Source organism: Ruegeria atlantica (genome assembly GCF_013032005.1).
Classification (GTDB): domain Bacteria; phylum Pseudomonadota; class Alphaproteobacteria; order Rhodobacterales; family Rhodobacteraceae; genus Ruegeria; species Ruegeria atlantica_A.
On the sequence record NZ_WQBE01000003.1, the window covers coordinates 314989 to 339316 of the forward strand.

The 24328-nt window shown below is 53.0% G+C and carries 18 protein-coding genes and 1 tRNA gene; 12 read left to right on the forward strand and 7 right to left on the reverse strand.

Features of this window, described 5'->3' with window-relative positions:
- Positions 1-6 precede the first annotated feature (6 nt).
- Together GOX21_RS09010 and GOX21_RS09015 are read right to left on the reverse strand one after the other, a co-directional pair.
- Positions 7-2016, reverse strand: coding sequence for a dynamin family protein (locus GOX21_RS09010; RefSeq protein WP_170377101.1), 2010 nt, complete (start codon positions 2014-2016; stop codon positions 7-9).
- A gap of 2 nt (positions 2017-2018) precedes the next feature.
- A complete protein-coding gene (locus GOX21_RS09015; protein WP_174818865.1) occupies positions 2019-2426 on the reverse strand; it encodes a hypothetical protein in 408 nt (135 codons plus the stop codon).
- A 748-nt stretch (positions 2427-3174) separates the two neighbouring features.
- Between GOX21_RS09015 and GOX21_RS09020 the strand changes: the two genes are divergently transcribed.
- Positions 3175-3259 (forward strand) — tRNA-Leu (locus GOX21_RS09020).
- A gap of 111 nt (positions 3260-3370) precedes the next feature.
- Here GOX21_RS09020 and GOX21_RS21715 read toward each other — a convergent pair.
- Together GOX21_RS21715 and GOX21_RS21425 are read right to left on the reverse strand one after the other, a co-directional pair.
- Positions 3371-4228 (reverse strand): peroxiredoxin family protein, encoded by an 858-nt coding sequence (locus GOX21_RS21715; RefSeq protein WP_174818859.1) that lies wholly within the window; start codon positions 4226-4228, stop codon positions 3371-3373.
- A gap of 53 nt (positions 4229-4281) precedes the next feature.
- Complete coding sequence (locus GOX21_RS21425) at positions 4282-4620, reverse strand: hypothetical protein (RefSeq protein ID WP_174818860.1); 339 nt, start codon at positions 4618-4620, stop codon at positions 4282-4284.
- 137 nt (positions 4621-4757) lie between these two features.
- Between GOX21_RS21425 and GOX21_RS21720 the strand changes: the two genes are divergently transcribed.
- Both GOX21_RS21720 and GOX21_RS09040 read left to right on the forward strand, forming a co-directional pair.
- Positions 4758-4904 carry a hypothetical protein gene (locus GOX21_RS21720; RefSeq protein ID WP_368040002.1) on the forward strand — a complete coding sequence of 49 codons (147 nt, stop codon included), beginning with the start codon at positions 4758-4760 and terminating at the stop codon, positions 4902-4904.
- A 236-nt stretch (positions 4905-5140) separates the two neighbouring features.
- Complete coding sequence (locus GOX21_RS09040) at positions 5141-5431, forward strand: hypothetical protein (RefSeq protein WP_170377103.1); 291 nt, start codon at positions 5141-5143, stop codon at positions 5429-5431.
- Between the two features lie 108 nt (positions 5432-5539).
- Here GOX21_RS09040 and GOX21_RS21725 read toward each other — a convergent pair whose 3' ends face one another.
- Positions 5540-8347: an autotransporter outer membrane beta-barrel domain-containing protein gene (locus tag GOX21_RS21725; protein ID WP_170377105.1), complete on the reverse strand. Its 2808-nt coding sequence runs from the start codon at positions 8345-8347 to the stop codon at positions 5540-5542.
- A 310-nt stretch (positions 8348-8657) separates the two neighbouring features.
- Between GOX21_RS21725 and GOX21_RS09050 the strand changes: the two genes are divergently transcribed.
- On the forward strand, positions 8658-10754 hold the full coding sequence (locus tag GOX21_RS09050) for a tetratricopeptide repeat-containing sulfotransferase family protein (RefSeq protein ID WP_170377107.1): 2097 nt from the start codon (positions 8658-8660) through the stop codon (positions 10752-10754).
- Positions 10755-11383: 629 nt separating this feature from the next.
- On the opposite strand, the gene GOX21_RS09055 is transcribed toward GOX21_RS09050, so the two are convergent.
- On the reverse strand, positions 11384-12652 hold the full coding sequence (locus tag GOX21_RS09055) for an arylsulfotransferase family protein (protein WP_170377109.1): 1269 nt from the start codon (positions 12650-12652) through the stop codon (positions 11384-11386).
- 291 nt (positions 12653-12943) lie between these two features.
- On the opposite strand from GOX21_RS09055, the gene GOX21_RS09060 reads away from it, so the two are divergent.
- The 4 genes from GOX21_RS09060 to GOX21_RS09075 all read left to right on the forward strand — a co-directional run bounded on the left by GOX21_RS09060 (position 12944) and on the right by GOX21_RS09075 (position 17808).
- Positions 12944-14362: an arylsulfotransferase family protein gene (locus GOX21_RS09060; RefSeq protein WP_170377111.1), complete on the forward strand. Its 1419-nt coding sequence runs from the start codon at positions 12944-12946 to the stop codon at positions 14360-14362.
- On the forward strand, positions 14359-14622 hold the full coding sequence (locus GOX21_RS09065; protein ID WP_254428500.1) for a hypothetical protein: 264 nt from the start codon (positions 14359-14361) through the stop codon (positions 14620-14622). Before GOX21_RS09060 ends, GOX21_RS09065 begins: the two co-directional genes overlap by 4 nt.
- The gene (locus tag GOX21_RS09070; protein WP_170377113.1) at positions 14619-16112 is read left to right on the forward strand and encodes a sulfotransferase; all 1494 of its coding nucleotides are present in this window, start codon (positions 14619-14621) and stop codon (positions 16110-16112) included. Before GOX21_RS09065 ends, GOX21_RS09070 begins: the two co-directional genes overlap by 4 nt.
- Positions 16113-16344: 232 nt before the next feature.
- Positions 16345-17808, forward strand: coding sequence for an arylsulfotransferase family protein (locus GOX21_RS09075; protein WP_170377115.1), 1464 nt, complete (start codon positions 16345-16347; stop codon positions 17806-17808).
- 282 nt (positions 17809-18090) lie between these two features.
- On the opposite strand, the gene GOX21_RS09080 is transcribed toward GOX21_RS09075, so the two are convergent.
- Complete coding sequence (locus GOX21_RS09080; protein WP_170377117.1) at positions 18091-19128, reverse strand: hypothetical protein; 1038 nt, start codon at positions 19126-19128, stop codon at positions 18091-18093.
- A 432-nt stretch (positions 19129-19560) separates the two neighbouring features.
- Here GOX21_RS09080 and GOX21_RS09085 point away from each other — a divergent pair, with 432 nt between their 5' ends.
- The 4 genes from GOX21_RS09085 (at position 19561) to GOX21_RS09100 (ending at position 24173) form a co-directional block, all read left to right on the forward strand.
- Positions 19561-20763, forward strand: coding sequence for an MBOAT family O-acyltransferase (locus GOX21_RS09085; protein ID WP_170377119.1), 1203 nt, complete (start codon positions 19561-19563; stop codon positions 20761-20763).
- 360 nt (positions 20764-21123) lie between these two features.
- On the forward strand, positions 21124-21972 hold the full coding sequence (locus GOX21_RS09090) for a hypothetical protein (protein WP_170377121.1): 849 nt from the start codon (positions 21124-21126) through the stop codon (positions 21970-21972).
- Positions 21973-22104: 132 nt separating this feature from the next.
- Positions 22105-23928, forward strand: coding sequence for an HAD-IIIC family phosphatase (locus tag GOX21_RS09095; protein ID WP_170377123.1), 1824 nt, complete (start codon positions 22105-22107; stop codon positions 23926-23928).
- Positions 23925-24173: an acyl carrier protein gene (locus GOX21_RS09100; RefSeq protein ID WP_170349869.1), complete on the forward strand. Its 249-nt coding sequence runs from the start codon at positions 23925-23927 to the stop codon at positions 24171-24173. The genes GOX21_RS09095 and GOX21_RS09100 overlap by 4 nt, the downstream gene beginning before the upstream one ends.
- Positions 24174-24328 lie beyond the last annotated feature (155 nt).

Below are 24328 nucleotides of genomic sequence, written 5' to 3' on the forward strand. Positions count from 1 at the left end.
CGCTACTTATGCTGCCTCGTTACTAAGATCTTTCAGGATGTCACCCAGGATATCGTCGCGCGATTTCTTGGGTGCTATACCGGCCATAAGCGCGGCCTGGCTTGGGTCTTGCTCGGCTGAGGCCGAGATGTTCAACAGGGTCTCGGCCTGCTCGCGCAGGAAGTCAGATAACCCGGCCCGGACATTTTCCAGAACCGCGGCGATCTGATTTTCCTCAAGGTCCTTGGTGATCGAGTTCGCCTCGGATGCGATCAGGCGCGTATAATCGGCAGCGTATGCTTCGAACCCTTTGCGGCGTTGCCACCAGCGGCGCCACCATGTGCTTTGCAGGTCCAGCGCAATGGTGCGCCCGATGCCCAGTGGCGGAGGTACGCGAGGGACAATTGGGGCTTCGATGCTGAATTCACCCAGATGGTTGCCCAAAAGCTTCTGATACAGCGCTTCGACATCCGCCGCGGCGGTACTGTAAAGCGCGCCTGCCTCTTTGCGCATCGCGCGGGCAAAGCTGAAATAGGCCGCTTTCTGCAATGTGCGCAGACCCGCCGGGTCATATTGCCAAGTGCCTTCCTCGCCATTCTGTTCGAGATGCGAAATCAAAGAGTCCGTTGCGCGTTTGACAAAGTTCGCCTCGGCCGATTTCAGACGTTCCAGCACTTTGTCGCGCAAGGCGGTCGTCAGTTCCGCAGCCTTCTTATCGTATTCCTCAGCAACCTTGGCGATTGCCTCTTCGGGGGTCACACCATCCAGATCCCGCACGATCCCTTGGCCGTCGGACAGGTTCTTGGCCACAGCCGTCGCCCGAATCTGGCTGGCGATATTGCGGGCGCGATGCCGGACGCGATCCAACAGGCGAGTACCCGCTCCGTCAGCGATCCGTTCATTCATCGCCAGCAGCAGATCGGGAAGACCCGACAATGCCCAGATTTTATCCAGCGACGGGGCCTGATCACCAAACCCTGCTGCCAAATAGAAGGTATTCAGAGCTTGCCGCGACTCTTCTGTCAGAATGTCGGGATTGCCGGTCAGGGCGGCTTCGGCCCAAAGGGCACTGCCGAACACAACGCTTGTGCTCGTGTCGATATTATTCTGTTTCAGCGTGTCCTGAATGCGGTCGCGGATTTCCGGCACTTGATTGACCGGATCTGACAATTCGTCGATGCGGTTCACAAACAGGATAATCTGGCGGTTTTCAAACTGTGCGATGATCCGCATCAGCGCCATATCCATGGTGGTCAGCGCCTGGCTGGCGGCCAGAACAACAACGCAAACCTCGGACCCGCGCAGGCTGCGCAGCGTAATCTGTTCGCGCACCATAAACGTATCGTTCACGCCGGGTGTATCGCAGAGTTTCAGCGAAATCGGATATTGCGGAATGTCCATGAACAGTTCCGCAGATTTGGTGACGTCGGCAAAACGCCCGGTCTTGGGGTTGATATCCGGGTCTTCGTCATCGCCCAGACAGACATAGCGCTGGATCAGTTCGTCGTCGAAATAGTCATACTGGTGGCTTTGTCCCAGGATCAGGTCAAAATGCTGGCCCAGGCGGGATTCGGATTTGGCCTTCATCTCGCCGATCTGGCGGCGAATATCTTCCATCTCATCATCGGCCCCGGCGCGATTGGCCAGTTCTCCCAATCGGCCACCGCCGACCATCAGGTTGTCCCACTCTTCTTGTTCGAAAAAGGTGAACTTGGCTTTTTTGTCGCCTTCTGTGCGGGTGTTGATGTTCAGCGTGGTTACCACCGAGGTCCACGGGTTCACATCCGACGGCAGCAGGGCGGGGCGCCCGGCCAGAATGTTCACGATCGAGGATTTGCCAGCCTTGACCTGCCCAACCAGTGTCACACTGGCCGTAAAATTCTCCATCTTCGTCTTTAGCGTTGCAAGCCGCGCCGAGGATCGCGCATCTGCTACCTCTGTCAATTGGTCGATCTGCGTAGACAGGGCAGTCATGGCCGAAGTCATCGGCGTCAGCGCCTCATTTCCAACGGACAGAAGATGGTCGTTTCGGGCCATGGTCAGCCTCCGGTTCCAGTGGCAGCAATGGGATTGTGGTCCTGACCGTCATGAGAGCTGGTCATGATGTCGATACGAGCAATCAGATTCAGCGCGGTGCCCAGAATATCGGCCTCGTCACCGGGTGAGATCGTTTCATAAGCTTGAGAATCGGCAAGCACTTCGATCTCGCTGAACTGTTCACTGTTTTCCAGCAGAGCCAGGCGACGTCCGGTCGGAAAACTCTTTGATTTCGTTCGGGGCAACGGCATGCGCGAGTTGGCCAACAGGTAGTGACCCCCCGAATGCGTACGCAATGACACGCCGAAGCCTGTGTTCGGATGATTCCGGTTCAAGGACTTCAGTTCACCAAGAAAACTTTCACGGGCAAGACCAATGGCGTCTTGCTCGGCAGAAGCAGCGTTCATCATATTGGTCACGGTTAAGATCCTCGTGTTCGAGTTGAGCAAAAAAAAACTCGTACTTGCCCGAAGGCAAAAAGACTCATTAATTCCCGCTCTCCATAATTATTGGCAAGGCGGTGTTATTTTGACGCGAATAAGATTTTTTGGCGTTTGAATTGTGGCGCAAATATGGTCACAGCCCCAACAATTGCTCAACTCATGGCCGAGTGGGAAGGATTTCGACACTGAAGGATCAAGGCGCCATAGCTGAGCAAGGCGTTGATTGTAGGATGAATTATCTTGAGGGAGTGGCGGATAATATATTGTTTTATAACAATATAAATTCGATAAGAGATTTTATCTACGAACCGGTTTTCCGACCCTCCCGGTGCGATGATCGAAGCAGCCGTGTTAGGCGCGCCCGTTTTTCAATCAGATAACTCAACGTAAGCGAGTGTAATTTTTCGGCCATCTTTAATGTGCATGAATCGTCAACTATTGGTAGGGCGACCAATTGAGGGATCAAATGCTGTCGTACTGATTTTCGCCAGGGGTCTAAGTTCCAAACATTCAATAAATTGGGACTATTGGCCCGATTTAGTCTGCTCACGCACCCTCAGAGGCTTGAATTCTGCGCGCCGGGTATGACGATCAGCCTCGCCAAGATTGTCGCCAATAAGGAGGCAATAATCTTTGCCAAAAGCCAATTTCCCTCTCGCACTCGGTCGCAGCCTTTGTTATTGAGCACGTCAATCCGGCGCTCAAGGCCGGTCGTGCGGGTGTGGCGAAATTGGTAGACGCACCAGATTTAGGTTCTGGCGCCGCAAGGCGTGGGGGTTCAAGTCCCTCCACCCGCACCACTTTTTCTGATTGTTTGCGTATCACCACTGTCCTGAAGAAACTGTCCAAACCTAATGTCTGGTTGGGCAGCAGCACCGCGCAGGCGCGCGTTGCTTTGTTCGTTGCGACACTTATGCCGCCGAGAAGGCCTGAACGCTGCCGCGCAGTTCGAAGACGTGCAGGAACGCGTCGGGATGAGGGCGTATGCGATAGTTGTCCGTCTCATCGCCGAAGATCACTGTGCCATCTTCATCCAGTGCGATGACAGTCGCTTTGACAGTTTCGCTAGGGTAACCGGGCATCTCAGACGGTGCTCCACCCAAATCTTCGTTACCCAGGGTCTTGGCGGCGGCCAATCCGTTGTCCTGAAGGATCTCGAAATGTGCCGGTAACATCAGTTTCTTTGCCAGTTTCTCGGAATTCTTGATACCTTGGTTAGAGATAAACTTTACCTTCACACCCGCCTTTGCCTTCACCTCTTTGAGCTGGTTCAAGCAGAAAGGACACCAGTTGGCGCGAAAAAACACCAGCAGTGTTTGTTCGCCTGTAAAGGACGCGGAGGTCGTGTGCGTTTCGTCCAGCCGTTGCAGCGGCAATTCAGATAACGCTTGGCCTTTCACAATGGCAACGTTCGGCTTGCGGCCATAGTTCGAGAAGATGTGGATGTACAATTGCATGGAGATCGCGCCAAACAAGGCCAGTCCTACGGCAACGTATTCACTTGGGGTCGTGAAACCGCCGCGCGCGGAAATTTGGTAAACTACCCAAGCTACGCAGACAGGTTGATAAGTTGGATCACCGGCATGTTCTTCGAGGTTCGGGAAATGCCAAACGCTCCGGCCAGCACCATCAGGAAGAACGGCATGGTGAACGTCGCAAAGAATGAACCGATCCAGATCGGATCGTAGCCTGACATCCAGAACATAATAGTTAAACCAGCGTCCCTGGCCTTCTTGCGGCTCCAGGGTGAGAACGTCGCCGGGCTTCACGCTAAGCTCACTGTCCAGTACCGCGCGGAACTGGTGCCCTTCCACGTCACACGTCACACGTCACCAGCATATGCGGACCCAATGGCTCCACAATCTTGGCCCGTGCCAAGGCCCTGATCCGAAACGCGCAAATCTTCCGGGCGAATGGCCCATTTCAGGTTTTTGCCGCTGACTGGACCCTCAAGGCTTTGCCCTGCAACTGTCCAGCGACCAGAGCCCGAAGACTCAGCCGGAAGGAAATTCATTGGCGGGTCGCCGATGAAACTGGCCACAAACTCGGCCGCTGGATCCCGATATACCTCGATGGGTGAGGCTGCCTGAACAATTTTGCCCTGATGCATGACACTGATCCGGTCAGCCATGGACATGGCCTCGACCTGATCGTGAGTCACGTAAGTGGCAGCGGTTTTGCTTTCGGCCAGAAACCCTTCAACTCGGCACGCATTTCCATCCGCAACAGCGCGTCGAGGTTCGACAGGGGTTCGACGATATCGAAGACGCGGCCGTTTCGACGCCGGGCCTTTCAACCATGGCAATCAACCCAAAGAAACTAGGCACGCGATTGGCTGAAATCCTTCTGGACCGAATGCGAACACCCGAACTGCCAGTCCGTCATTTTGAGTATTCCGCGACCTTGGTTGCACGGGGAACATCAGGGCCAGTTCCTGACCATTGAACCTATTCCCAGAATTTGCTGTAGGTATTCATCGCTGCCCTCGCTGACATTGTGCGAGCAGGGGAGCGGTCATAAATGATCGGTGCAGCGAATGTTCGGTTTGAACCCGTACTTTGCAACACAGCCTGGGAAAACGGCCCTTTGCGTTCAGCGGTTCTCTGCGATTTTGACAAGCTACACTAATTAATCTGCGCTCATTTAGCGCCACACGACAGCTCTAGCGTGTCGAATGCTAAATGCTCCAAAATCGTTTTGATGAACTGATGGATTTCGTCTGCGTCCGCTATGGCTATTGTGGAGGTGTCGTTGATGGGAAACCGATGCAAGTAACGCATTTCATTCATGAATATGGGAACGTAGCTGCAAGTGAATTTTCTGAATGGGTGATGTTGGCAGAAGATATTGGTCCGGATTCGAACTTGGATTTTCGTGACCAGCATAAAAAGGACATAGAGGCTGCATTCATAAAGATCATGGGAAGCGCAGTAGTTCCTGCCAAAGAATTGAGATGGGATGCAGAAGTCTAAGTGACTTGTGTCGAAGCAGTTGAAGCGAATGATGCTCTATCCGCAATGCGTGAGTTCGACCAATTGGAATTCCGCGGCACCGTTCCGGGTGCCGCGGAGATTTTTTATTTAGAACGACCAGCGAAGTCCCGCCCGAAGGAAGGGGCCCTGGGCGTCGCTGCCGATTTCCTGTTCGGCATTCAGTTCAAGCTGAATGTCCTCAACAATATCTTGCTCGTAGCCAACCGCGACACGAGCGCCGGTGAAGTCGGTAGATGCAAATATCAGCGACTGAGTCGATGAGAATACGGTCACATCAGCATCTGTTGTTCCCAGATCGCGCCGCAGAACACCGCTGAGCTGCCCGCTTAGGATACCGCCATTACCGAACTGCTTTTTAGCCTCTACACCCAGTTGGGCTTCGATGACTTCGGTGGTGACATCTCCGACCGTGGCGTTGGCGCTTGAGCGTGTTTCGGTGTAGCCATCGTCCTTTTGGTTGGTATAGCGCGCATTCGCAAATCCGAGCAGCCCGAAATCACCACTGACGTCGAACCCACGTTCGACCGCGATATGCGCTGTCAACAGCCTGCTGTCATAATCGGCATGAGCATCATCGCTGCCATTGATTTGACGGGTGCGGTCTGTCGAGAGCCAGCCATAGCCAAACCCAGCTTCAAGCGTATAGGCACCAATCTGTCGACCCACGGCGGCGTCAAGAAAAAAGCCGGTCGTGTCAAAGTCCGCGGACTCGTTATCTCCGTCCGCCGAGAACACGCCCATGCCAACAGCCAACGCAATGCCGTTGTCCATTTGACCGGTAATCCCGGCGCTGCCGCTGAAAAGCGATACGTCCAGATCGCTGCCGGTTTCAGGGTCGAACTCTCGATACTGTGCGTCGATCATCGCATATGGCCTGAAGCCCGCAAAGGTGAACCCCTGCGCAACTTGCTCTGACGGTGCATAGTTCAGCGCGTTGCCACTGCTGCCTACGACGCTGCCGTAAAAGGCGACGACGTCGCCTGAAACCGCAAAATCATCAGCATCTACAGCGGCATATACCGGTGCTGCTCCGCCCTCATCCTGTACGAACCAGGCAGAGCCCTCTTCGGACACGGTGGTCGTGAAAACACCCGCTCCGGGCGTGGCGTCTTCAAAGTTGAACACTGCGCTGCCGCCCTGCGCGTCGAGATTTACGTTGTGCGCGTCGACTCGTATGACGCCGTCGACATCATCATTGGTGTCAGCGTTAAGCGTGCCCGAACCCGTCCCGAGATAAACGGCATAAACCTCGTCATTGCCGGAAACCCGGATGGTTCCCAGGCCGTCGATCGTGCCGTCAAAGTTGTCGAATTGGATACCGGCAGCACGTGTCCCGGCAGAACCGGTCCCATGAACAGTGATCTGTCCGGTGTTCGAGAACGATCCCTGCATGTCGTTGGCGTAGATACCGATTGCCGTTGATTGGTCCGGCGATAGTCCACCGCCATCCATCCCACCCTGGGCGGTGACCGTGATATTGCCCGAGTTCGAGATGTCTCCGGTTGCGGTTTCGTCGACGTATACGCCGTAGGCTTCGGCCTCGGTATCCCGCGAGATGGCGGTGGCCGTGATATTGCCCGAGTTTGTGATGGTGCCGCTCAGATTGTCTGTCAGATAAAAGCCTGCGGCAGTTGCCGAGTCTTCGGCAGCCTCGGCACGCAAGGTCATGGTCCCCGAGTTGGTGACCGTTCCCGAAACGTCATCGCCAATATACATGCCCGAAGCTGTCGCCTCGTCACCGGTATTAAGAGAAAGCGCGGTCCCGGTGATCGTACCCGAGTTGATTACGGTGCCTTCAACCAGATCTTCGAGGTAAAAGCCGCCTGCATAGGCCTCATCATCGGTATCGGCACTTGCGAATGCAGTGATCGTGCCGCTGTTGATGATGGTTGCGCCTTCCAGCATATCGTCATCGACGAAGATACCATATGCCGAAGCGTCGGATTCAACCGCCAAGGCAGTTACTTTGATCGTACCGCTGTTTTCAATTCGGCCGGACAGATCACTATCGACAGCAATGCCATAGGCGATCGCTTCATAGGTCGTTGGAGCAGATGCGAAAATGTCCAGAGTGCCCGTGTTCAAGATCACACCGGACGCATCGCCATCAACGAAAATCCCGAATGCAGATGCAGTACTGTCAACGGTGGTGATGGCAACCGATTTTATGGTGCCCGAGTTCACAATCTCACCGGTCTCTAGCAGGTCATCCTCGACATAGATGCCCCAGGCATAGGCGTAATCGTCGGCGAAGGATCTGGCGCGTACATCGATTGTGCCCGTGTTTCGGATGGAGCCACCAACGTCGCCATCAACGGCGATACCGTAGATAGATGCGGTGCTTCCTGCAGAGGTGTTGATAAGCCCATCGACCCTTATCGTGCCGGTGTTCAGGATTTCGCCGGTCTCTGTAAGGTTTCCATCGACATAGATACCCCAAGCTTCGATGTCCCCATCAGTCGATTGCACATCGACCTCTATGGTGCCGTTGTTGACGATCGAACCGGCGACATCACCATTGACCTGGACTGCATAAATATCCTGAGGGTCAGAGCCCGTAATATCCAGCGATATGGAGCCGTTATTCACCAGTTCGCCGCCCTCAAGCAGGCCGCCATCCAGGCGCAGGCCCGTCGCCGTATCCGTGTCGGTGGCAGTGACCGAAATCGACCCGTTATTGGTAAACGTGCTTGAGTAATCCGTAGTGATCGTCAGGGCGGCGGCCGTCGAAGATGTAATCTCAATCGCGCCGCTTGCGGTCACTTCGTGATCCGCATCGGTTGCGAAAACCTGAGGCGTCGTCACCACATTCGAGATCGTATCCGCATGTACGTTCCCGGCAGTCAGTGCAACCATCGATACCTGTGCCAGCAACGCGGCAGGAGCCGCACTCACAATTTGGCCTTTCCACTTGAAAAGACGCCCCCCACGGAGCTTGGGGGCGTTCACCCCCGACCCATTTTTAGACATTTACTATCCCGTTAGATTTTTTTTGTCTTTTTTTGTCGAAGCTTGCCGCGTATTCGCGATCGGCTACGCTTATGAACTGTTAAAAAGTCGTTAACATATATGCAATCCACCAATTTTGCATTGCATAAGATGATCTATTGCTGTTGGAAATTCGTAGGAAAACTGCAACACAATGTGGCAATTTGACGGCGCTTGGTATCAGGTTGCTATCATGCGCCAGCCCGGAGCTACTTGAATGCCAAAAAACCAGACTTTGTCCATCGGAGAAGCCTATAACCAAGGTGTTCAGGCATTTGAAACAGGGCAATTGAACAAAGCTGTCAAGGTTCTGAACCAAGTCCTCAAGGCGGCGCCCGAATATGCCCCTGCGCATCAACTGCTTGGCGTAATTGCGTTTCAAACCGGTCAGACCGGGCCTGCGGAAAATGCCATGCGCGAAGCGATCCGATTGCAGCCAGACAATGCCGGGTTCCTGTCAAATTTTACCGAGGTATTGCGCACGAACGGAAAACCTGAAGAAGCACTCAAGGTCGGTAAACGTGCGGTTCAGCTTGCTCCGGGGGTTGCAAATGGGCATTCAAACCTTGGGTTGGCCTATTATGATATGGGCGAACTGTCCGAAGCCGAAGCCTGTCAGAAAAGAGCGTTGGCCCTAAACCCCGATCTGATTGCGGCGTTGAATAATCTGGGATCGATCGCGCGCGACAACGAGGACAGAGAAGGGGCAATTTCATTCTACCGCCGGGTGCTGGACCTGCGCCCGGGCTATCTGGAGAGTGTCAACAACCTCATTTCCGTATTGATAGAAGCTGAACAGTCGGAAGAGGCCATAGAGCTGGCAGATGATTACCTAGGCAAGGGACATGTTTCCGCAGAGCTGCATCGCAATCGGGGACGGTTACACGTTTTGCAGTGCGAATGGGACGAAGCCGAACGCTGTTTTCGGAATGCAATTTCGCTGGATGAGAAGAAGCCCGAATCCTATGTCGGGCTTGCACAAGTTCTGACCGAGAAAAACCTGCATGAACTTGCCCTTGCCGAGGCTGAAAAAGCGCAGCGTTTAGACCCCAGCCACGCACCTGCGTATCACTATATCGCCGTCTGCAAATCGCACCTTGGCGACCTTGAGGCCGGTTTTGCCAATTACGAAAAGACCCTTGAGCTAAAGCCAGATTTTTCGGCCACGATGATCGCATTGGGGCATCTGGAGATGGAGCGCGGCAACTTTGACGCCGCCCGCAGTTGGTTCAACAAGGCAGCTGAAAGGGACAAGGCGCGTCTGAATGCGCAGATCGCGTTGGTCAGGTTGGACAAGGTTGCCGAAGACAACCCTGATTTTCAGGCTCTTGTGGCCGCGTTGCCCGGGGTCGACAAGTTGCCGCCCGAACAATCGGTTTCGTATCACTACGCTTTGGGGAAATGCTATGAGGACCTCAAGCGCTACGACAGCGCTTTTGAGCATTTTGCAAAAGGGGCCGCGCTAAAGCGCAGCATTATCGATTTTGACGCGGACCAGATCGAGGAAACCGCCGATGATCTGATTTCGATGTTTACGCCAGAGCTGGTCCAAAAGCTCCGCCAAAATTCTGTGGATAGCAGCCAGCCGATCTTTGTTGTTGGTATGCCCCGATCTGGAACCACGCTGACTGAGTCGATCCTCGCCAGCCACCCCTACGTTTTTGGGGCCGGAGAGTTGAGCTATATGCACAAGCTGTTTACCGATCAGCTGCGCGGTGGAAACAAGAAAACGGGCAGTCTGATCGCCGCTCTGCCGGATCACGAGATTTCGAAACGCGCCCAACAATATATCCAGCAGCTTGACGCGCACGCGCCTGGTAAACCGTTTATCGTCGATAAAATGCCTGCGAATTTTCTGATGGTTGGTCTGATACACGCGATCATGCCCAACGCACGGATCGTGCATGTCGCGCGCAACCCAATGGATACGTGCCTGTCCTGTTTCACACGGGTTTTTCAGCGCAGCCAGTATCACAGCTATGACCAGGTCGAGCTTGGCCGGTACTTCAACGCCTATGTTCGCGTCATGCAACACTGGAATGATATCCTTCCGTCGGGCAGTTTTCACACCGTTCACTATGAAAACCTGGTCGAGAACATTGAGTTTGAAGCGCGTCGCCTGATCGCCTTTTGTGGTCTTGAATGGGATGATCGCTGCCTTGAATTTCACAAAGATGCGCGGCGAGTTCGTACCGCCAGTGTTCAGCAAGTGCGCCAGCCACTGTACAAGTCCTCAAAGGAAAAATGGCTAAACTACAAATCCCATCTAACCCCGCTTATTGAAACTATCGGAGGAGCAAGGATTTCTTTCTGAAAGATTTTCGCTGAAACCTAAAATTGAAGGTTGCCGGTGTGAAGTAGGGCGCTGTTTTCGATCCAAAATCACCAATGTCAGCTGGTTTAGAACTCCCGGAATGTGCGTTTCGCGATTTGCTAAAGGCTCAGAACCTAACTCTCGCAATACATAGATGAACCGATTTATTCCCGCCGCGCCTTCATGTGATGCATGACCAAGTTCAGCACTTCGACATCATCCTGATTAAATGTCCGATAGCGAAACCGTACCGTTCCCCGGTCGGGCTTGGAACGAGACGGCTTAAGCGCTTCGACCGAAATACGAGCGCAGAGCGTGTTGCCTGAGAACACAGGAGCAGGCCACCGAATTTCGTCCAGCCATGGCCACCCTAGTTGGTGCCGGTGAGTATGCCGGTGTCACGAAAAAGGCGGAAGGTGAGGGGAAGGGTTTGAAACCTACTGGCAATTCCTAGCTCCTGGTCCACCAGTGCTATCGCTCACCTACGTCAGAAGTTATCGTCCTTTCGAGTGTGCAGCAGACGCGGTCTCTAACCACCGAATAGGTACAGGTTCGCGGATATCAACTCGTTAAATTTCCAAGCATGACGATCAACACTTGCAACAGAATGTTTGAAACACCCTCTGAGGTTATGGGCAATTCCAAGCAGCGACTTCCTCGGCAGTTATTGGGTATCTTGTCGCCTCCATCACTTCGGGTACCTGACTTGCATCATACCGGTCCATGACCCATTCCCAGACGGGATCGCCCGTACTGGTCACTTCCAGCGCTCGTCCGGCGCGGGATTCGGTTAGCAGAAGATTGCCATTGGGCAGCTTTTGCCATTTCCCGGACCACTTGGTGTAGAACGGTTGGTCGGGCCGTTTGGGAAAGAGAATGGCGCGTTCTTGCGTATGGGGTTGTACTGCGACGATACGCGATCCTCCCTGCAGGCCTCCGCCCTCGGTTCGGTCGTAGTTGTTGTCAAAGATGCCGATCCATCCGTCACCGATGAAATCCGGGTCGTGCTGAAAAAGAGTGTCTGAATAGGTGTGCCATTTCACCTCTAGCGTCTCCGGATCGAGCACTATGACCATATGAAGGTCGCGGAGGGACACGACGATGTCGCCCGCATCGAACAACGGATATTCAGCGGCCATATCCGGTGACAGTTCTTCTATGTCGTTGAGGTGAAAGATATCGCCATGATAATTCCTGCCTGTCCTCAGGTACACGTCGCTCAGGCCATTTTTCTCAAACACTTCGATCGAGCTGATGGATTTCAGGACCTCGCCGTCGGCGCTGACTTTCATAAAGTAATCTTCGTAGACGGGGAAGGACAGGATATTCAAAAGCTTTTCATCGCGCCCATCGCGCGAGCGAAGCTCTTGATTGCCGGACACCCAGAACGAGCCGTCATCATTTGCCGAGATTGAATGATGTGCCCGAGGCTCTGAAAGGGCCCACAACACATCGCCACAGGCCGACATCCGGGCGATCCCGATAAATTCGAAGTTGAACAGGATGTCGCCGTTGGGAAAAAGATGCGAGCCGTGAATGTATGGGTAGTTATGCCGCCCGCCGAAAATCTCGCCGGGGTCAGGCGCCCAGGAGTGCAGGACAGCGCCGGATTCGTCGATCAGCCGAACACCTGCATGCCAGTCGAATTCCGGGAAATACGATGTGATAAGCGTAGAACCGGGGGCAATGGCGTTGGCATCGTGAATGCGTACACCTTCAAAATCATACCGCACCGGCATCAGCCGGTCAGGTTCCTTCATAAAGGCTTTGATCTCCCCCCAAGTCTGAACGGCGATCCTGTAAGGGGCAAGATACAGGTAAGCTGATGCAAGCCCTGCCAAGAAAGTGATTGCCAACAGGCAAGCCAGCGACAGCAATGCAAGCAGGCGATCAGACATAATTTCAAAATCCTAAGCTACAATCTGTGTGACAAAGTTGGAATTTTGTCTGTTGGTGATCAAGCTTTAATCAACTCACACTGCCCATTTTGCGGCATATCCATTCAGCTTCGTGCGCTTTTTCGGGCAATTGAAGGGTTTGGGTCACCTTTTAACTTGCGCCTACATAGGCATCTGAATTGGCAATAATACAACTGATCTCGCAAAGTTGTTGCCAAATCGCTGCAATATGAGCGTCTGTTATTCGTAATTTTTGCAAGCTGGTTTAGTTTCGATGACAAGGTGTAATTTTTGCTTGGTGTTGAGTGTCGTGTTACAGAGTTTGAAGAACAGACAATGAAGCCTGCCTTTGAAAAGTTGCCAGAACGGCTGTTCCGGGTTTGCCTGGTCTTTTCGGTTATCTGTGTGTCTGTTCTCTATGGGATGTTTGCGCAAAAGAAAAATTGGCCTCCGGCCCCGCAATTTCGGACGGCATATAATGTCCTGTTCGTCTATGAAGCTTTGTCACGCAAAGCCAGAGCATACCGTCAGCATCTTCAACCGTCACGCGGTCAAGGCGACGGCGTCATGGTAAACGAACACCCTGACCGCCAGGATACGATCCTGCTGATGGGATATTTCGAAGGAGAGAACCAGGCGAGGCTTGTGAAGCGAGACGGCAGTGTGATCCGAAAGTGGACACTAGACTACTTTCAACATTACCCCGATGTTCAAGATCGTCCCTGTGCCCACCTTACAGCCCCTTTGTTGACAGATGTGCACGGCGCGTTGCTAACGCCAAAGGGTGAGCTTGTGTTCAACTACGAGTATTGCGGAACGGTCAAGTTGGATCAGTGTTCCAATCTACTCTGGCGGTTGGATGAAAAAACTCATCATTCGATGGTTGCATCGGAAACAGGCGGGTACCTGACGCTTGGCCGCAATGTTTGGAATGCGGCCGAGGTTGTTGACCGTTTTCCGCCGTTTTCGACACCGGCGACAAACGATTTGATATGGGAAGACGTGGTCTTGAGGCTTGATGACAATGGCCAGGTACTAGAAAGGGTATCGATCCCAGGCATGATCATGGACAGCGGTCTGACAGCGTTGCTGACAGCAAACAATGAAGAGATCACATCCGCAAAAGTGGTTCGGAACGAGCTGCTTCATTCAAACAAGATTGATGAACTCCCCTCTGAACTGGCGGAACAGTTTCCAATTTTCAATGCCGGTGACTGGGTTATTTCGATGCGAGGGCTGAACCTTGTCATCGTAGTTGACCCTGCCTCACGGGTGGTGAAATGGCACCAGACCGGTCCATGGATTCGTCAGCACGACCCAGAGTTTCGCCCTGACGGTAAAATTTCGATATTCAACAATAATGCTTATCTGACCTCATACGACAAGCACAAGAAGACAAGGTTGGCTGCGCCTCGAGATACGAACATTGTGATTATTGACCCGGTCACACGAGAGACCGAAGTTGTCTTCGGCAACAAGCCCGGTCAGGAAATGTTATCGGTCATTCGGGGACAACATGAAGTTTTGGAGGACGGCGGGCTTCTGATCACGGAGTTCGACGCGGGCCGAGTGCTAGAAGTGGACGGCGCCGGAAACGTGACCTGGGAATATATTAATAAATACGATGCTGAATTTGTGGGTGAGATCACCAATGCAAAACTCTACCCATTGAGTTATTTTGAAACTGATTGGAAGGAATGCATGCAATGAAATGGTTCAGGAGAATCTGGGTAGGAGAACGTCTGATCCCGCTTTGTCTTACCGGAGCGCTGTCTTTTCTGATTCAGGCAAGCCCGGCTCACGCCTATATCGGGCCCGGTGCCGGGTTAGGCGCGGTCGCGGTCACGATTGCTGTGGTGCTGGGCGGCCTCTTTCTTATTGTCGGGCTCGTCTGGTTTCCGTTGAAGAGATTGCTCCGCGGCAAGAAAGTCGCGGCTGAAGCAGGTAAAGAGACCGACGCGGCGCAATGATACAGGCTGTTGCCGTTTCGCTTTTGGCGGTGGCGGGGTTCATTCTTGCTTTGTGGTGGACGAATATCGCGGATATTGCCCGCGGGATTGTTGGTGCAAGCATGGCGGGTGTGGCCGCCCTGTTTGACAACCAGTTGTCTGACGATGCCAAAGAAGTTGCAGCGCGGCGGGCAGGGGGTCAGTTAATTTTAGGGGGATTAAACCTGGCAGGGCGCATTGTTGTGGCGTTGGCTGCGGCGGGCCTTCCCATCTTGCTGGCGGATTTTGTGGGCCTGGTGCCCGGCAGCGCGGTTCTGGATGTCATGCTGCGGTTGGATTACATCGTCATCGTTTCCATCCTGGCCTTTGCAACGGTGAAGATCGTCAACCGTCTGCGTCGTACCGATGCAGCGGCAGAGAATAGCGGCCCCCAATATTCGCCTGTGGATCAGTTCGTTCACAACTTAGCCTTTTCCGGCCCCGGGGTTCAGAAAATGGCCGCACGGGCCGAGGCGCGCCTGATACCGCGCCCTCCGATGCCTGACGTTTCGCAACCCATTTTTGTGACGTCCCTGGCGCGTGGTGGCACCACAGCGGTTCTCAACGCCCTTCATGATGCACCCGAAGTGGCGACTCACACGTATCGGGATATGCCTTTTGTTACGGCACCTGTGCTGTGGAACAAGCTGGCCGGCGGCAAGAGACGCGGGGTGCGCAGACGGCAGCGTGCCCACGGCGACGGAATGGAGATCGACCTTGAAAGCGCAGAAGCGTTTGAGGAAGTGATCTGGAGAATGTTCTGGCCAGAGAGGTACAAGGAAGCCTCAATCCCGCTGTGGCAGGCCGGGGATACAAATGAACAGGCCGACCGGTTTCTACAAAACCACATGAGCAGCATTATCCGGGCGCGCAATCTTCAGGCCGGGCCGCAGAGCGTTGAGAAGACACGCTATTGTTCAAAGAACAATGCCAACATTGCCCGGATTCCCTATCTGCTGAAATCCTTTCCTGATTGCAGGATCGTGGTTCCCGTAAGACGTCCTGAAAGCCATGCTGAGTCCCTACTGCGGCAACACAATAACTTTAGCAAGCTGCAAACCCAGGACAATTTTGTGACCCGCTACATGGCCGATATTGGTCATTTCGAGTTCGGCAATCTGCATAAGCCCTTTTTGTTTTCCGGAATGGAACCGACGCAAAAGGACACCCACACACCTGATTACTGGCTGCAATACTGGACTTGCGCCTTTCGGGAACTGCTTGAGTACAAGGATAGGTGTATCTTTCTTCTGCAGGACGATTTGCGCGCATCGCCTCAGGCGACGATGGAGGGGTTGTATGACACCCTTGAGCTTTCGTCTGATGGCCAGAGTTTCGAACAGTATTTTCATTCGAAGCCTGACGTGGCTGCCGCAGAACATTTCGACCCCATCTGCCTGCAGGCCGCGCAAGATGTCTATGAGGCATTGGAAGAATGCGCCCATCGGAACCTGCTGCGAAACGTGATTTGAGACTGGTACGAATAGAACTACAAGTTTTGAGAACAAGTTCCTGCTGACCTGCTTCAAGCGGAAAAAGTCATACATTCAATCGCCGAGAGCATTTTTGTTCCAGGCAGCGTGTGTCGCGCTAACCTTCACATTTTTTGCCCTCAATATGAACTGGCAATGAACATCGCGTTGTACGTGAGTTCAAGCAAAATGGCCTTTAATTGCTGCGTTAAGTTCGGGATTGGTAATGCAAATGAAGTTAGTACGATTTTTGGAGAAACATCTCTCCGCGGTGTTGTTTGGGCTTTCGATTTTGAGCGGAGCGTATATCTACGGAGTAGTCAGCTACAAATATGAATGGTTTCCTGTTCCAATTCTGCAAAAAGCCAAAGCAGGATACGAGGCTTGGCGAAAACTTGAAGCCAAAGAAGAAATTTTCGGAAAGGTGGAATATGTAGCAGTCCCAAAGGAAGATCTGACAACCTGGCTTGTTGAACCTAGGGACTACGACGATTTGTTGCTGATTACAGGTGGGTTCGAGGAACAGCCCGAACTCTGTCCGGAGGTCGGTTGCATCGCCTGGATAATGGATCGCCAGGGGAACGTATACCACACTTGGAGCGTGTCGAGAGCAGACCTTTTTGATGGGCAAGAATTTGAAGGCTTCAGCGGACAACCCGGAAGAGACAATGTGAATGTGTTGGGAGTTGACCTAGACGACAACGGTGATCTGGTTGTTACGTTTCAGGCCAAAAACATGTTCCCTTACCATATTGGTTCGATGCGAATTGATCGGAACAGCAAAATTCTCTGGTCTTTTATTAATCACGCACATCACTGGCCTTATGTTGCGGACAACGGCGAGGCCCTTTTACCTTGGGCTCAACTTGAGCAGCCTCCGGAACAGTATATTGGACCCACTCGGATCGAAACCAATTGTTCAATACTTGGAGCGGTTTACGAGGAGGGTTTCCAAATCTTCGATCGGGCTGGGGAGAGAATACGTGCGGTACGGTTTGAAGATCTTTTTGTACAAAATGGGCTGATGGGGCTAGCGTACTCAGTGCGCGAAGGGTGTGACCCTTATCACATCAATGGGGTTGTGGAGATAAATGAAGCAACCGCTGCTAAGATTGAGGGGGCAGAGGCGGGCGATATTGCTATGTCACTACGATCCTCGAGCTCACTAATTGTTGTCGATCGGCACGATGATACTATTCATCGTGTCATAATGGGGCCAATGGTTGCTCAGCATTCGCCAGTCGTCACAGAGCGCGGCACTTTCGTACTGTTCGACAATCTTGGTGGTCTCGCGTCGCAAGGTGGATCTCGTATACTCGAAATAGACCCTGTATCTGGTTTGGGCACATCCCTTTTCCCATTGGCTGGTGATACAGAACACTATCTGTTCTCAGAAGAGCAGGGCTTAGTAAGATTAAGCGAGAACAACGAACGGGCGCTCGTATCGGTTTCCGAAACTGGCCAGGTTTTAGAAGTTGACTTATTGGAAGGCAGACCAATTTGGGAATACCTTAATCAAACTAGTCTCTCAGCGTTCCAACGTCGCATTGGCCAAGTCACAGATGTCAATTACGCCTTAATGGAAACTCTAGGTGCAGACTATGTGTCCCGGGATTTTGTGGAAACGGTGTTGGGTGGAACAGTGCCAATTGGAGCAGTTCAGCCAAGAGCTAGCGATAGGAATCATAACCAATAATTGACGGTAGCATCGAACACGATGGTGGGTGGGAAGACCTTGGTTTGGCGGTCATAGCGCGTCGCGTCCGTTAGTTTCGTCGCTTCTCCGGCAAGGCCATCAACCCGTCGTAGCTTCTGTAAATTTCCATTGGCTTTTGTCGGTTGTTGTCCATTTTCTGATCGCCGAAGTAGATCGGTTCAGATAAGGGGGCTCAGGTTCTCGATGGGCTATTTGCGCCTCGCTCAGTCAAAAAAGATCACCTTTCGATCCCTGGGCGCAGATTAAACAGATTGATGGAAATCAATTTGAGCCAAACTTTAAGTCTGCTTGACCAAAAATTTGGTTCTCAACTATCGCACGGGCAAGCTTTTGATGACCCGTTTCCGACAAATGCCCGTCCGGGAAAAGATAGTCCTCGGGCTCCAGTATGTCCGGCGTATGAAGGATCGTTAAGTCAGATACCTTTGCGCGCAAAAGGTCGAGGTCTGGTGAGGTCGAGAGGACTTCGGTGAAACGCCCCCCCCGACCGCCTGTGTTCACGTCGAATACAATCAGGTGCGGTGGGGTGGGGCCCCAATCCCAATTGGCCAAAACCTCGATCAACACATCGGGGCCACTCAGGTCTGCCATTTGCAGATCGTACTGCTCATCCTCGCCATCCTCGCCGCCAATGAAACGCCAGCGAAGCTCATTAAGGAAGGCGGGCAAGTAATGCCCAAACCCTCCGCCTGTCCCTTCGTTTTCGGCGACGAGTTTGGCATAGGTTTCTTGCGACATAGCAGACAGCGTGCCGTCGTGAAGATAGCGTCGGTTTTCATAGCCGTCATTGTCGCTGTATTGGACAATCACTGTCTTCAGGTTGCTGCGGTCAAGTCGGTCCAGCGTCATAAGCTCTCGGACTGTGCCATAGGACGACACGCCGGTGTTCAGCGTTTTGCGCCCGGTTTCGGCCTCGATAACGTCGGCAAAGGTCATTCCTTGCCCGACACCCCAACCCATTGCCTGGCTATCGCCAAGAACCACGATTTCGGGCGCATCAAGAGACGCCTCATCATCGCGATATCCTGCCGAATTTACGACAAGCTCGGTTGAAAAACCAGTGTTTTCGAAGGTGCAATTGCCTGGCTGCAACGTATAGCCCAGCTCAGGATCGTAGCGTGCGCATTCCGGAAGGTATTGAACATACGAGACATTCGCCCAGTAAATCTTTTGCGCAAGCCGGTCTACTGCACGGATGCCCGTCGGAGACTCCCGCGCGACAAGCCAGGCAAGCGTGGCTTCCAGACCAATCAGAAGAACCGCAAGGATCAAGGCATTTATAGCGACGACGCGCCACATCCGGTTTCAGTCCAACCCACAGCTGATTTTGTTGTCTATTGCCTTCGACTGGTCCTGACCTTTAATCCACAACACGACAAACCCTTTAACAAAGTAACATTCCGCTCATAGCACAAAATGCCGCGTCAAGGGAACGATGTTGTCTGCAACTCAGAATGCCAGCCGCGTTGGTCTGTGGCATTTTTTGTCCTTTTGGCCTCGTTCTTCATGCCTTTCATCTCTTCGCCTGAGAATGAGACAATGATGCTTGATTGGAAACAACGTCAGGATTCCATTGACTTGCTCAAAAATGCTATGAAACTGACACATGGTGTACCAGTACACGGCCCGATCTGTGTTGAAACTATTTGGTTTCAGTATCTGATGTTTTCAGGGGCCGGCACGCGGGAAAGGGTGAAAAGTATTCGGTTTTGAGTATTAGTTCAGAGTGAAATGTTCATAGATTTGCTATCTTGGGAATTCCTGCTGTTTTCGGCGTTTGCCATAATCTTGGTTGCGTCTTCGACAGGGCCTGTGCGGACGGTCGGCTTTCTTGGCGCCAATATCGCCTTCATTTTTGCGCTTCTCGGTCCAATCGGTTTGGCTTCAACTTTGTTCTTTTCAGGTTTGGGGTGGGGGCTGACCCGGGTGCATCTGACGGCGTCCAGATGGGCGGCAATTCTGTCGGCAACTTTGCTGGTCCTCGTTTTTATCTACATGCTGGACTATGAATTCCTGGGATTGTTCCTGCCGGACGCAGCACGCCTGTCATTCCTGCAAACAGTTGGTTTGAGCTTTCTGTTGTTTCGTATCTTGCATGTCATGATTGATGCCCGGTCGGGTGTCATCGACCGCATTGATCCCGCTGTTTATCCCAACTATCTCTTGGCGTTTTCCACGTTCATGATGGGTCCGATCCAACGATATCAGGATTTTCGCGACCAATGGGCAGATCGTACTCAAGCCATCGAGATGACGTATGAAGCTCATCTTGATGCCGGGCTGAGAATTCTCTGGGGGCTTGTCAAAGTATACGTCATTGGAACATTCATCTTCCGTTTTGCGCTACAGCCCAATACCGATGTCCTTGCGCTGAGTTTGGGTGAATTCTGGCTTCAGTTGGTGGCTTTCTACTTTTTTCTTTATATGAATTTTTCCGGCTACTGCGACGTCGTGATCGGTATCGGCAGTCTGATGGGCATTCGCCCGCCAGAGAATTTCAACAACCCGTATTTTGCTCAGAACATTGCGGATTTCTGGCTCCGCCAGCACAGATCTCTCACGTTGTGGTTAACGGACTACGTGTTCAACCCGGTGTATAAAAAGGCCCTCAGTTCCAGTTCTTTTGCCAGTCTGCCGCTGGCCGCCGGGATCATTGCGGCCATGCTGACCATGCTTGTTTCTGGCCTTTGGCACGGCACCACAATCGGGTTTTTGATCTTTGGTCTCGTGCATGGGACGTGGCTCGCGATTTATCGGATATGGGATCACGTTTTGGTGGCGCGCCTTGGGAAAAAACGGCTGCGAAAGATCAGGGCAAGCTGGCCCGGACGGGTAGTCGGAATGGCGATTACCTTGCACGCGGCTGCCTTTGCGTTCCTGTTCTTCCAGTTGGACACACCAAGCGTCGTTGCGCTTTTGAAAGGTCTTTTGTGATGTGGTCGGCCCTTTTCCCCAATCGGTCTGTTCGGATGACCATGAAGATTCTCGTCGCAGCCGGGCTTGTTGGTATTCTTTTTGTTTTCTCCGCGACGGAGGTCGACTTTGTCTACACGGGTTTCTAGGAAACTGCGCCTTTCGCTCGCGGCCCTTGGGACAATTGGGGTCGTCGTTGTGTTGGTCTTTTCGGCGCTGACATGGCTGGCCATCAGCGCCGAGCGCAGCTTTTTCATGTTCCCATATAAACAGGAAAGCTGGTACCGCTTTCTGCTGCCGTCGCAATTTGTGGTCCAGGACAAACCCGTCATCATGTTGGCTGGCCCCTCTACAGTACGCGAGAACCTGCGATGGGAGCAGGTGCAGGAGGCGTTTCCCGATTATCACATCTATCAGGGGGGGATCAGTCTGGGCACGATTGAAGACGTGACAATCTCGCTAAAACTGATCGAGGCAGCATACGGTGAAGACGCGTTGCCGGATTATGTCGTCCTTGGCCTCGGGCCCCGTTTCATTGCCAACCTGCCGCCCGATCGGCCTTTCAAATCAATTGTTGATACCTACAGCCCCTGGTTCGTGACAACTGGTCCAAACGGGGTTGAGCTGCATAAAAAATCGCTATTTGGCGCTGCGCGGGCCAAAATCCGCTTTGTCGGAAAGCAGCCCGAGCGTTTCAGGTCTGCGCTGCGTGCTTGGGCTGCCTATTGGGGTCGCGAGTTCGAAGAATGGCCCATTGGCGAGTCTGTCTTGCGCCAAACCGGGTTGCTGAATATGTGGCAATCGCAGGTCGAAAGGCAGGGAAGGCTTGTATCACCTTACAAATTTGCCAGAAGCGCTGGCCTGAACGAAGCGGATCTTGCTAATTTTATGTCAGGCGGCTGGTGGGAGTCCGTTTTCGATTGGGATGCGCGCAAGAATAGCGGCGCTGCAGCTGAACGTCTGCGCCAGCTTATGGAGTTCCTTGATGCACATGGCATAGGCGTCGCAGTCGTAAATATGCCCGAGCGGTCATATTCCCGCGACCGATTTACTTTCGAGTATGACGACTATCTCGGAGCGATCCACGACGGCATTGGTCAAGCACCGTTTCTCGATCTAAGTGTTTTTGCGCACGATAGTGAATTTTTCGATGCTGAACACACCATACCAGAAGGGTCACAGCGTTTGACGGCCCACGTAACAGCTTGGATTCAGTCATTATTGAATTAATGTGAGGGGGAAAGAGAATATATTGCCGAAGTGATTGATTATAGTGTTACTAGTTAAGCAATTACCCTGAATTTTGGGGGAGGTTAAATGGTTTCAGGTGTAAAGGCAGGGAGTGTTTCCCCTGACACAGCTATGCCCGACGAACAAACGCGGACCCAGATTCTGGGTGCTCTGCGAGCGACCGAGTCCATTCAGGACTATCTCTCGTTGTGTCGCAAATGGCGCAAGATCGACCGGACCGCTGGCGATGACGGGCGCGCCGAATTGCGGGTTGTGCTTCTGAGCGGCGCAACAACGGACTTCCTTGAACTTCCTCTTCGTGCAGAGCTTGACAGCTTTGGCCTTCGCGCCCGCATTCACCGCCCGGACTTCAACACTCATGTCTCCGAGCTTTTGGATCCTGCCAGTGCTACGGCCGAGTTCTCTCCGCAGATTGCAGTTCTTCTGCTTGGGGCATCGGATATCACTGAATGGCCAGCCGTGGGCGATACTGAGGCAGACGTGGCGACGCTGGCCGACCGGTTTGCCGATCTGTGGCTGAACAACATCTGTGCAACGTTCAACAGGGAAACTGGCGCTGAAATCATACTCGGCAACCTGCATCTGCCCCCGACTTCCTCGACCGGTCATCTTAGCCGCCGCCTGCCTTGGGATCGAACTAACTTCGTGCGTCGGATCAATCAGCTTTTGGCGGAACGGGCGCCGAAATTTGTTCATACACTGGACGTAGAGCTTCTCTCGGCCCAATACGGGGTCCAACAATGGTTTGACCCCCGCTTTTGGTACCATGCCAAACAACCTGTCTCATTCGATTGCATGATCCCGCTTGTGCGCGACATGGCTGGGATTATCGCGGCCATCTACGGCAAGACTTCGAAATGTATCGTACTGGATCTGGATAATACCCTGTGGGGCGGAATTGTCGGTGACGATGGGGTGAATGGCATCAAGATTGGCCAGGGCAGCGCTGAAGGTGAGGCCTTCCTGGCCTTTCAAAACTATCTGCTTGAGTTGAAGGCGCGTGGCATTCTTCTTGCCGTGGCCTCAAAAAACGAAGACGCCAACGCGCGCGCGCCATTCGATACGCTGGATGACATGGCGTTGAAATTCGCCGATTTCGTGTCGTTCAAGGCAAACTGGGGACCCAAGCCCGATAGTATCGCAGCCATCGCAAAGGAACTGAACATCGGGCTCGACGCGATCATATTTGTCGATGACAACCCGGCGGAGCGTGCTTTGGTACGGCAGAGCTTACCGGAAGTGCGTGTTCTGGAAATGGGCGACGATCCTTCGGAATACCCATATCTTCTAAGCAGGTCCGGCTGGCTTGAGACAATCGAGATTACCAGTGAGGACCGCAAGAAATCCGAACAATACGCAGCCAATCGATCGCGTACCGAGCTTGCGGAAAGCGCAGTAGACTATGACAGCTATCTGCGCTCGTTGAATCAGAAAGCGGTGATCCGCCCGTTCGAGCCAGAGCATTTCGACCGGATTACGCAGCTTATCAATAAAACCAATCAGTTTAACCTGACCACCCAACGGATGACGCAATCCGAGGTAGAGGCACTGGCAGCCAGTGACAGCACGCTTACGGCGTATATGAGGTTGAAGGACAGCTTTGGTGACAATGGCCTCATCAGCGTAGCTGCAGGATCTGTTGTGGGTGACACGCTGACACTCGATCTTTGGCTGATGAGCTGCCGCGTTTTCAAAAGAGGCGCCGAGTTCGCCATGGCGAATTATCTTTTGCAGGAAGCCGTGCGCCGAGGGATTGCAAATGTAAGGGGTCTCTACCGGCCAACGGCAAAGAACGGCCTGGTAGAAAACCTCTATGCCGACCTTAACTTTGAAAAGGACGGTCCTGCGGAACAAAGTGGTACAAATTGGAGCCGAACACTTGCAGGGTTCGAACCGTTTCCAGTCAGCATTGAAATAGTGGAGGATTTTGCGTGACCGAAAGTGAGGTATGGCAGCGTTTAACATCGGTCTTTCAGGACGTCTTCGAGGATGACGAGATCACCTTGAGCCCTGAGACCACGGCCGAAGCGATTGAGGATTGGGATTCCCTGACGAACATCCAGTTGCTGATCGCCATCGAGAAAGCTTTTCCAGGGCTTCAGTTCAGCACCGGTGAGGTTGCGAACCTCCAAAATGTGGGCGATCTGGTGTCGGCGATAATAAAGCGCGTTGCAACTTGACGCCTCCACGATCAGGATTCGATGCAGTTGTTGACGGATTTTACTCGGCACGTTGCCGATGCGCGTTGATCGATCCACCTGTTTGATCAAGGTGTGGGCTGGTCTTTGGGTGCAACATGATCTGCTCTATTCGCGCGCCCATTCATGACAGCCCT

Excerpts from the sequence above, each read along its gene's own strand:
- GOX21_RS09010 (WP_170377101.1), bottom strand. The coding sequence starts at position 2,016 with ATGGCCCGAAACGACCATCTTCTGTCCGTTGGAAATGAGGCGCTGACG.
- GOX21_RS09015 (WP_174818865.1), bottom strand. The coding sequence starts at position 2,426 with ATGATGAACGCTGCTTCTGCCGAGCAAGACGCCATTGGTCTTGCCCGT.
- GOX21_RS21720 (WP_368040002.1), top strand. The coding sequence starts at position 4,758 with ATGGCAATCAACCCAAAGAAACTAGGCACGCGATTGGCTGAAATCCTT.
- GOX21_RS09040 (WP_170377103.1), top strand. The coding sequence starts at position 5,141 with ATGCTCCAAAATCGTTTTGATGAACTGATGGATTTCGTCTGCGTCCGC.
- GOX21_RS09050 (WP_170377107.1), top strand. The coding sequence starts at position 8,658 with ATGCCAAAAAACCAGACTTTGTCCATCGGAGAAGCCTATAACCAAGGT.
- GOX21_RS09055 (WP_170377109.1), bottom strand. The coding sequence starts at position 12,652 with ATGTCTGATCGCCTGCTTGCATTGCTGTCGCTGGCTTGCCTGTTGGCA.
- GOX21_RS09065 (WP_254428500.1), top strand. The coding sequence starts at position 14,359 with ATGAAATGGTTCAGGAGAATCTGGGTAGGAGAACGTCTGATCCCGCTT.
- GOX21_RS09070 (WP_170377113.1), top strand. The coding sequence starts at position 14,619 with ATGATACAGGCTGTTGCCGTTTCGCTTTTGGCGGTGGCGGGGTTCATT.
- GOX21_RS09075 (WP_170377115.1), top strand. The coding sequence starts at position 16,345 with ATGAAGTTAGTACGATTTTTGGAGAAACATCTCTCCGCGGTGTTGTTT.
- GOX21_RS09080 (WP_170377117.1), bottom strand. The coding sequence starts at position 19,128 with ATGTGGCGCGTCGTCGCTATAAATGCCTTGATCCTTGCGGTTCTTCTG.
- GOX21_RS09085 (WP_170377119.1), top strand. The coding sequence starts at position 19,561 with ATGTTCATAGATTTGCTATCTTGGGAATTCCTGCTGTTTTCGGCGTTT.
- GOX21_RS09095 (WP_170377123.1), top strand. The coding sequence starts at position 22,105 with ATGCCCGACGAACAAACGCGGACCCAGATTCTGGGTGCTCTGCGAGCG.